We start from the raw sequence: 8,097 nt of genomic DNA on the forward strand, positions 1-8,097 counted from the left end.
TAAGCCAGCCGGCACCATCATCAAACGCCCACACTTATCGACTGTTGATTGTTAAAGAACCGTATTCTGTCTCTTGCTATCGCTGCGAATCGTTGTGTTCGTCAGCAGCAGAGGAACGAGAGTATGCAGTGTTTCGCGATGTTCGTCAAGTCCTCTTTTACTTCAGCTCAGATTTCTCTGTGGATCTTGCTAACGTAACCAGTTGATTACGTTAACCTTTTTCGACCCCTGCCGAAGCGGAGGCGAACTATAGCAAACCGTGGCGCTCGGACGCAAGCCCTTTCGAACGAAGGTGCACTCACGCGAACAGCGCCTCCACAGCGCAACAGCTATGATAGCAATCTGTCCATTTTGCTCCCTCGCCATGCCTTCCCACCTCATCCGCCTGCCTCTCTCTGCCGCCCTGCTCGCCGCATTCGCTTCTCCTGTCCTGGCCCAGTCCGCCGCGCCGATGTCGGTCGTCGTGGTCAGCGGCTCACGCACGGAGCAGGAGAGTTTCGACCTGCCGGCGGCCGTGAGCGTCGTCGATGCCCAGCGCATCCAGGCCGGCCAGCCGCGGGTGAACCTGTCGGAGTCCCTGGTCGCCGTGCCGGGCATCGTGGTCCAGAACCGCCAGAACTATGCGCAGGACCTGCAGGTGTCCTCGCGCGGATTCGGCGCCCGCTCGTCCTTCGGCGTGCGCGGTGTACGTTTGATTGCTGACGGTATCCCGGCGACCATGCCGGACGGCCAGGGCCAGGCCGCCACCTTCAACCTGGACATGGCCGAGCGCATCGAAATCCTGCGGGGTCCCTTCTCTGCCCTGTACGGCAACCACTCCGGCGGCGTCATCCAACTGTTTACCCGTGACGGCGAGGGGGCGCCATCGGTTGAACTGTCCGTCACCGGCGGCAGCGACGGCCTGCGCAAGACCGACGTGAATGCGCAGGGCAAGGCCGGCGCGGTCGGCTATGTGCTCGACGCCTCCCGCTTCGAGACCGACGGCTACCGCGATCACAGCGCCGCGACCCGCGACCAGGCCTACGCCAAGCTCACCCTGCCGACCGGACGCGATGGCAAACTGACCATCGTCGCCAACTCGCTCGAACAGGACGACACCCAGGATCCGCTCGGCGTCACCTGGGCGACCTTCCAGCGCGACCCGCGCGCCGGCGAGATCGACACCACGGACTCCCAGTCGCCGCAGCGCACCTTCGCCGAGCGCTACAACACGCGCAAGAGCATCGACCACCAGCAGATCGGCCTGAACTGGCAACAGCGTTTCGGCAGCAACCGCCTGCAGCTGACGGCCTACGGCGGCAACCGCAGGGTGATCCAGTACCAGTCCTTCTCGCGCGCCTTCCAGCAACCCGCCACCCATTCAGGCGGCGTCATCGATTTCGACCGCGACTTCCGCGGCGTGGACGTGAACTGGCAGGACGTGCGTCCGCTGGGCGCCGGCACGCTGCGCACGACCTTCGGCGTCGAATACGCCGACTCGCAGGACGCACGCCAGGGCTTCGAGAACTTCGCCGGCACCCAGCTCGGTGTCAAGGGACGCCTGCGCCGGGACGAGGACAACCGCCTGACCAGCGTCGACCCGTATGTGCAGACCCAATGGGAATCCGGCGCCTGGGTCCTGACCGGCGGCCTGCGGCATACGCGACTGAAAGTGGGTGTGAGCGATCGCTTCCGCGACAACGGCGACGACAGCGGCGGTACGGCCTACAACGGCACCGCACCCGTGATCGGCATCCTGCGCAAGGTCTCCCCTTCGCTCAACGTATACGCGAGCGCCGCGCGCGGCTTCGAGACGCCGACGCTGAATGAGCTGTTCTATTCGGGGGCCGGCGCCGGTTTCAACTTCGGCCTGGCACCGAGCCGCAGCGTCCACCTGGAAGTGGGCGCGAAGTCCATGTTCGGCCAGCACACCCGCGCCGACATCGCCCTGTTCCAGGCACGCACCCAGAACGAACTCGTGGTCGACGCGTCGAACGGCGGCCGCACCAGCTACCGCAATGCCGGCCGTACCCTGCGCCAGGGCGTCGAGCTATCGCTTGCCTCCAACTTCGCCGGCGGCTGGAACACCCTGGTCGCGGCCAACGTCCTGCGCGCCATCTACGACGATGGCTTCGGCGCGATCCCGTCCGGCAACCGGCTGCCCGGCGTGCCGCGCGCCAGCCTGTTCTCGGAGCTGGGCTGGACGGCAGCGGATGGCGGCCTGAACGCCGCGCTCGAAGCACAGGCCTCTAGCCGTGTCCATCCGGACGATGCCAATACGGCCGTGCCGGCGCCGGGTTACGGCATCCTGAACATGCGCCTTCAGGCCCGCCAGCAGATCGGCGCCTGGCGCCTGAAACAATACCTGCGCGTAAACAACCTGCTCGACCGCGACTATGCCGGCTCGGTGATCGTGGCCGAATCGAACCGCCGCTACTACGAGGCCGCCCCTGGCCGCAACTGGATGCTCGGCATCAGCGCGCAGGTCCAGTTCCAGTAACCGGCAGCGCCTCAAGGGCGAGCGGCGCCGGCAGCGCGGCCGACGGATACAGCTGCGCGAGCACGGCGTCCGCCGCCGGGATCACGGCCTTCTCGGCGAGCGCGGTTGCCGCCTCCTGGTCCGGCGCTTCGCGCAGCGCGCGCCACAGCGCCGGCAGGTCGCCGGCATGCGCCATCACCGCCTTTTCCACCTCAGCCTGCCAGAAGGGCGGCGCCTCGCTCTCGACATAATTCCCACGTCCCCGGCCGAAATGGGCCACCGCCAGGTAGCGCAGCAGGCCGCCCGAGAACAGGGTCTGCAAGAAAGCATCGGCGAACTGCACCGTATGCTGGTTGCGGTCGGTGCCGACATTGAAACCCCAGGCTGCGCCGGCCATGGTCAGCGCGCCGACGATCGCCCCCAGCAGCGCACCGCCGCCGAGCGTCAGGCCGCCCGCCATCAGGTCCGCCGACAAGCCGGTGGCGGCGCCCGACACCATCGCGCCCAGCAGGCCGGCCTGGGCCTTGTCCACCGGCGCGCGCACGGCGAAGTTCTCGCGCACCCGCGCATTGATCACCGAGGCCTCGCCGGGATCGAGTTTGTGCAGGACCAGCATGCGCGCCGTCGTCGAGCCGATCTCGTCGTTGAGGCGCTGCACCAGGGTGGCCATGGCGAGCTCCTGGCGTTTCTGTTCGTCCTTGCCGAGGCCGACGGCCTTGAGCGCGGACTTGATCAGCCCCTTGCCTTCGCCCGCGACCTCCTGGCGGTCGCGCGCGGCGAAGGCCAGCAGTTCCGCGACCAGGCGCAGGGCGTTGCGATAACGCCGCTGGTTCGCCGCTTCCCAGGATGCCAGCAGGCGCGCATAGCCGGCTTGCCTCGATGGCTCGATCAGTTTACCGATCGCATCGTAGAACACGTGCTCGTGTACCCAGCAGCGCGCAAAGGCATCGAGCGGCAGCACCTCTTTCACCACAGGGAATTGCGTCAGGTGCTGCTTCCAGCGCTGCTGTTCACTCGCCTCTTCGTTACCGGGCCGTGGCGGCCCCATCTGGTTGAGGAGCACGGCCACCGGCTTGCCCAGCCACTCGAGGATCTTCATCTCGGACGGCAGGTAGCCGGCATCCTGCGGCGACTCGGAGGAATTGACGAGGTAGAGCACGACATCCGCCTCTTCCTTGGCAGCGCGCAAAGCTTGCTGACTGAGCCAGAACGGCTTGTCGCGGTAGCGGTCGAACACCTCGCGCAGGAACCAGCCGATCGGGTTGCCCGCCATCGACAGGCGCTTCAGCAAACGCACCGAATCGCCGAAGCCAGGCGTGTCCCACAGCACGAGGGAATCGCCCGCCTCGCTGGTCTGCAGCAGGTGCGCTTCCGCGAACTGGGTCACGTGGGCGGCGTCGCGGACCTCGCCCACGTCGGTGCCCACCAGGGTGCGGGCCAGGGTCGTCTTGCCATTGTTCGTGTGCGAGACAAGGGCGAACTGGATCTTGACCGGCGCTTCCATCAGCGCAGCTCCGGCAGGCGCAGTCCGGCGCCCAGTTCGACCGGATACTTGTTCGGCTCGAGCAGGTTGACGAAGGTGGCCGAGGTGCCGTGGAAGCTGCAGAACTGCCGCCACAGGGCGCTGCGTTCCGCCAACCGTTCCGCGCTGCCGGGCTGGCTGCCGATGCGCTCTAGCAGGGGCGACTCGTCCACCAGCACGGCGACGCCCCGACGCACGCGCTTCGCCAGGTAGTCGAGGAAGGCGCCATGGTTCTCCTTTTCCGGCGTGGCGGAAAGGCTGAACAGGACAGCGGTGACGGTGACACCGGCCTCATCGAGCTGGGTGTCGCGCAGGGCATCCTTGGCGTCGATGCCGTAGTCGCTGGGCGGACGCAGTTGCACGCGTGCCTGGGCCCCAAGGGCCGCGGCCGCAATGGCCCACAGACCACGGTCGCGCGCCTCGTCGAGGGTATAGCTGTACGGAAGGACGCGCAGCAGCGCGGGAGCGCCGGCGCCGATACTGTCGGCCAGCTTGCGGTAGTAAGGCTGGTCCAGGTCCAGTGGGAAATGACGGGCGAGCCGGCGTGCACGCCAGCCGGCGAAGGCGGCCAGCAGCAGGCGCGGCAGCACGACGAGCAGGAGCAGGGTCGCGCCGTAAAGGTGCACCCAACGCTCGCCGCTGGCGGCGGTGACGGGGCGGCCGAAGCGCAGCAGCTCGATCTCGGCCAGCGAGAAGCCCTGGAGGAAGGGAAACACGTTTATTGCCGGCATGAAGAGCCAGGACAGCAGGGTGTGAACCTGCCGGCCGTCGAGGAAGGTGCTCTCCCAGCCGACCGCGTACTGGGTCAGCAGGCCGCGCGCATACAGCGAGGCGATGGCGCCGAGCGCGAAGCAGGCGGCGGAGAGGTGGATCGTGCGGCTCAGGCGGGCGCGGGTGAGCGGCTCGCTCAGCGCGGCCCACTCGGTCATGAAGCTGCCGACGCCGGCGGCCAGCGGCGCGGGCAGTTTGCGCGGCACGGCCACCTTACCCAGGCTCAGGCGGCGCAAGAGGTTCGGGCCTGCCCAGCCATGGCGTTTGCCGGGGATGCAGGCCCATACCAGCATGGAGAGGTAGACCAGCAGGTTCCAGCCAATGATCAATAGAAAGGGGGCGGACAGGAGGTCGACCCGGTGCGGGTCGGCGATGCGGTCGATGACGGCGCCGCTCACGAATGCCAGGAACGGCAGGGCAAGCCAGAATCCGGGCAGGCCCAGGCGGCGCTTGGCGAAGGCGCCAAAAGCCGGCGTGCGTTCGCCCAGTCGTTTCAGGATCTGTTCGGACCGCTGTTCCAGGAAATGGTGCTGCGTCATGGCAGCCTTGTCGTCCGCTGCCTGCCAGGCGGCGAGCTCTTTCGCGCTGCGGCTGGCGTACCTGCGATCGTCGTCGCTCAGCACCTCGTGATTCACGTCGGCGGTTTCGATGGCGCGCACCAGCACGGCATTGCGTGCGACCTGTTCGTTCATGCTTCTCCTGTCATGGTTGAAATGGCAAGGCTGACAAGTGTATTGTGCCCCAGATTCGGATCGCGGGCCGTTGCGCTGTTCGTGACGGACGAAATGACGGGCGTAAAAAAACCCGGGCAGGCCCGGGCGTCGCTCTGCGATGCAATGTTCAGCTGCGGTGATTCTTCTTGTTTGGCTTGCTGCCGTAATCGGAGGACGGCTGGTCGGGATGGCCCTGCAAACCCTTGCTTCCACCCATGCCCGAATCCGATTGCTGCGAGCCGGCATGCTGATTCTGTTCGATGCTTCCCTGGCCGGACCGCTGCGCTTCGCTGAGTCGGTTCTGCTCGGCCTGCGCCTGCATGCGCTGGCCACGCTGGCGCGCACTCCAGCCGCCCCCTTGTGAACCGCCGACGCCGCCACGCTGGTTGCGGCCGAGATCGGATTGCTGCGACCCCGTGTGTACCATCGGGAAAGGCGATTCCGGCCCACCCGGCATCACGGCGCCCGGTGCGCGCGACTGCAGGCTGCCCTCGGCCACGTTCACGGTTTTCGGTTTGTGGATGCCGCGCGAACGACTCACACCACCCAGGCTTTTTTCCTTCGATTTCATGATCGACCCTCCGCTTTGCTGAACCAATGGATCGATCATGCGCGCCGGCCGTCGGGATATCCCCGCGGCCAGCTGCCAGTTCGCGCCAGGTGGCCAGCAGCCAGTTTGCCGCGTCGACGCCGCTCTGGCTGGCGTAATAGCGATTCGTGTAGCCGCTCAGCGCCTGGATCGTCGAAGCGATATGCTGTTCCTGCATGCCCGCCAGCATGGGAACGACCACGTCACGCTGGTCGATCCCATAGGCCGGCGTCGGCAAGGCGACACGGCGGGCCTCGAGAGCGGCGCGCGCTTCGGCTTCGCTTGCGTGATACATGAAGCCGCCACATTGCCCCATTTGCTGGTGGATTGCACCGGTCACCGCGAGGAGCCGGCTGTCATCGAGCACGACCGCGTGTACCTTTTCCGATATGTCGGCTGCGCGTACCTGGCGGCTGCCGATGGACACCGCCTCGGGGGCGACCGTCTGCACTTTTCGGAACGCCGCATCGCCGATGGTGATCCAGGCCCGCCGTTTCTTTGTCGAGCCGGCCGTCGCGGCGAGGCTGAGGCAGAGGACCGAGAACAGGCAGAGCTTGAGCAGACCGGGCCTCATTATGTTTCCTTTAGGCATAGCAGAAAAAAATGCTAGCAGCCCGGGCCACTCGGCCGTTTGCCCCGGCTCAACGTTTAAACGCCCTACGTTATCTGAGCGGTAATCGTGCGGCGATTCCTACAGCCGCTCGGAGTCTTCTCCTATACATATCTCGGTTGCCCTTGTCACGCACAAGGCTTATCCCCAGCCGTCTGTCTCCCTGACGATCGCGGGCACAGATCTGGCGGACGAAAAAGTCCTGGTCGGAGCGCACCTCGATTCGATTCTCAGCTTCCGCATGAGCGATACGGCACGGGCGCCGGGGGCGGACGACGATGCGTCCGGGGTCGCCAGCATGACCGAAGCGCTGCGCGCCCTGATCGCGAGCGGCTACCGGCCACGCAGGACGATCCAGGTCTTTGCCTATGCCGCCGAAGAAGTGGGTTTGCGCGGGTCGCAGGAGATCGCCCGCCAGTTCAAGCAAGCGGGGCAGAAGGTCGCAGGCGTGCTGCAGCTCGACATGACCAACTACAAAGGCGCGGCCAAGGACATCTACCTGATCACCGATTACACGAACAGCGCCCAGAACACCTTTGTCGCCGAGCTGGCGGCGGCTTACCTTCCCGAACTCAAGGTCGGCAATGACCGCTGCGGCTACGGCTGTTCCGACCACGCGAGCCGGGACGCCCAGGGCTATCCCGTTTCCATGCCCTTTGAGTCGTCGATGGCGCGCGACAACCCGGCCATTCACACGTCCCGGGACACCTACGAGAACTCGGGAGGCCAGGCGGCGCACGCCCTGAAGTTCGCGCGCCTGGCCGCGGCATTCATGGTCGAACTGTCCGGCGGCTAGCCCATGGCGCCTCAGGTATGCGCGACCAGGCCGCTGTCCGGCTTGGGCTGCCCGCTCACCCGGTTCGGTACAGCGCGCCGGCCAATGCACCGCCTAACAAGGGCGCAAGCCAGAACAGCCACAGCTGCGCAACCGCCCAACCGCCAACAAACAGAGCCGGCCCCGTACTACGCGCGGGGTTCACGGAGGTATTGGTGACCGGAATACTGATCCATAGCCCGACTGTAACGGCTGGATTGAAATGGCCGCCAGAGATGGGGCCAAAAGCATCGGCGGCGGTCAGCACGGACAGGCCGAAGGCGAGCGAGACACCCCTGAGACCGATGCCTATCTCAGGAAACGTGGCGGCGAGAACCGCGCTGCCGCAGCCTCCCAGGACGAGCCAGAACGTGCCGATGAATTCTGCAAGAAGTTTGCTCAACATGATTCCCTCCCGTGCGGCATGAACGGCGCTTGCTGTTCGGGGTGCCGCTTCATCGATTGTAGATGTCGAGGAAGGCGCTGAAAGATGGAGGAGATGGGGCCTTGATACACCACAAACTAACTACGCTTTGTGACGGGCAGGTGTAGAACAATTTGTCCTGGCGACGGCCGGGAACTCAATGGAGCCTAAAAAAGCAAAAAACCCCACCAGATCA

General features: G+C 65.8%; 8 protein-coding genes. 4 read left to right on the plus strand and 4 right to left on the minus strand.

Features of this window, described 5'->3' with window-relative positions:
* Window positions 1–206 (plus strand): hypothetical protein (locus tag ACQ7JA_RS24735; RefSeq protein ID WP_430902357.1); only part of this gene is annotated, 206 nt, incomplete at its 5' end.
* A gap of 158 nt (window positions 207–364) precedes the next feature.
* A complete protein-coding gene (locus ACQ7JA_RS24740) occupies window positions 365–2,479 on the plus strand; it encodes a TonB-dependent receptor family protein (protein WP_430902358.1) in 2,115 nt (704 codons plus the stop codon).
* Here the strand turns inward: ACQ7JA_RS24740 and ACQ7JA_RS24745 are convergent.
* The 3 genes from ACQ7JA_RS24745 to ACQ7JA_RS24755 form a co-directional block, all read right to left on the minus strand.
* Window positions 2,454–3,962 (minus strand): DUF3482 domain-containing protein, encoded by a 1,509-nt coding sequence (locus ACQ7JA_RS24745; protein WP_430902359.1) that lies wholly within the window; start codon window positions 3,960–3,962, stop codon window positions 2,454–2,456. The two genes, ACQ7JA_RS24740 and ACQ7JA_RS24745, sit on opposite strands and share 26 nt — an antisense overlap.
* Entirely contained in the window at window positions 3,962–5,443 is a 1,482-nt protein-coding gene (locus tag ACQ7JA_RS24750) for a DUF2868 domain-containing protein (protein WP_430902360.1), read from the minus strand. Before ACQ7JA_RS24750 ends, ACQ7JA_RS24745 begins: the two co-directional genes overlap by 1 nt.
* A 148-nt stretch (window positions 5,444–5,591) precedes the next feature.
* Window positions 5,592–6,074, minus strand: a complete 483-nt coding sequence (locus tag ACQ7JA_RS24755) for a hypothetical protein (RefSeq protein ID WP_430902361.1) — start codon at window positions 6,072–6,074, stop codon at window positions 5,592–5,594.
* Here ACQ7JA_RS24755 and ACQ7JA_RS24760 point away from each other — a divergent pair.
* Complete coding sequence (locus tag ACQ7JA_RS24760; protein ID WP_430902362.1) at window positions 6,073–6,663, plus strand: hypothetical protein; 591 nt, start codon at window positions 6,073–6,075, stop codon at window positions 6,661–6,663. The genes ACQ7JA_RS24755 and ACQ7JA_RS24760 overlap by 2 nt on opposite strands.
* Before the next feature lie 169 nt (window positions 6,664–6,832).
* Window positions 6,833–7,459, plus strand: a complete 627-nt coding sequence (locus tag ACQ7JA_RS24765; RefSeq protein ID WP_430902364.1) for a M20/M25/M40 family metallo-hydrolase — start codon at window positions 6,833–6,835, stop codon at window positions 7,457–7,459.
* Between the two features lie 55 nt (window positions 7,460–7,514).
* Here ACQ7JA_RS24765 and ACQ7JA_RS24770 read toward each other — a convergent pair whose 3' ends face one another.
* The gene (locus ACQ7JA_RS24770) at window positions 7,515–7,883 is read right to left on the minus strand and encodes an aquaporin (RefSeq protein ID WP_430902363.1); all 369 of its coding nucleotides are present in this window, start codon (window positions 7,881–7,883) and stop codon (window positions 7,515–7,517) included.
* Window positions 7,884–8,097: the final 214 nt, after the last annotated feature.

Origin of the sequence: Massilia sp. BKSP1R2A-1, from assembly GCF_050586525.1 — a bacterium.
Classification (GTDB): Bacteria; Pseudomonadota; Gammaproteobacteria; order Burkholderiales; family Burkholderiaceae_D; genus Telluria.

What these genes read in the sequence shown, in the direction of transcription:
- ACQ7JA_RS24740 (WP_430902358.1), top strand. Translation starts at nt 365, where the DNA reads ATGCCTTCCCACCTCATCCGCCTGCCTCTCTCTGCCGCCCTGCTCGCC.
- ACQ7JA_RS24745 (WP_430902359.1), bottom strand. Translation starts at nt 3,962, where the DNA reads ATGGAAGCGCCGGTCAAGATCCAGTTCGCCCTTGTCTCGCACACGAAC.
- ACQ7JA_RS24750 (WP_430902360.1), bottom strand. Translation starts at nt 5,443, where the DNA reads ATGAACGAACAGGTCGCACGCAATGCCGTGCTGGTGCGCGCCATCGAA.
- ACQ7JA_RS24760 (WP_430902362.1), top strand. Translation starts at nt 6,073, where the DNA reads ATGCGCGCCGGCCGTCGGGATATCCCCGCGGCCAGCTGCCAGTTCGCG.
- ACQ7JA_RS24755 (WP_430902361.1), bottom strand. Translation starts at nt 6,074, where the DNA reads ATGATCGATCCATTGGTTCAGCAAAGCGGAGGGTCGATCATGAAATCG.
- ACQ7JA_RS24770 (WP_430902363.1), bottom strand. Translation starts at nt 7,883, where the DNA reads ATGTTGAGCAAACTTCTTGCAGAATTCATCGGCACGTTCTGGCTCGTC.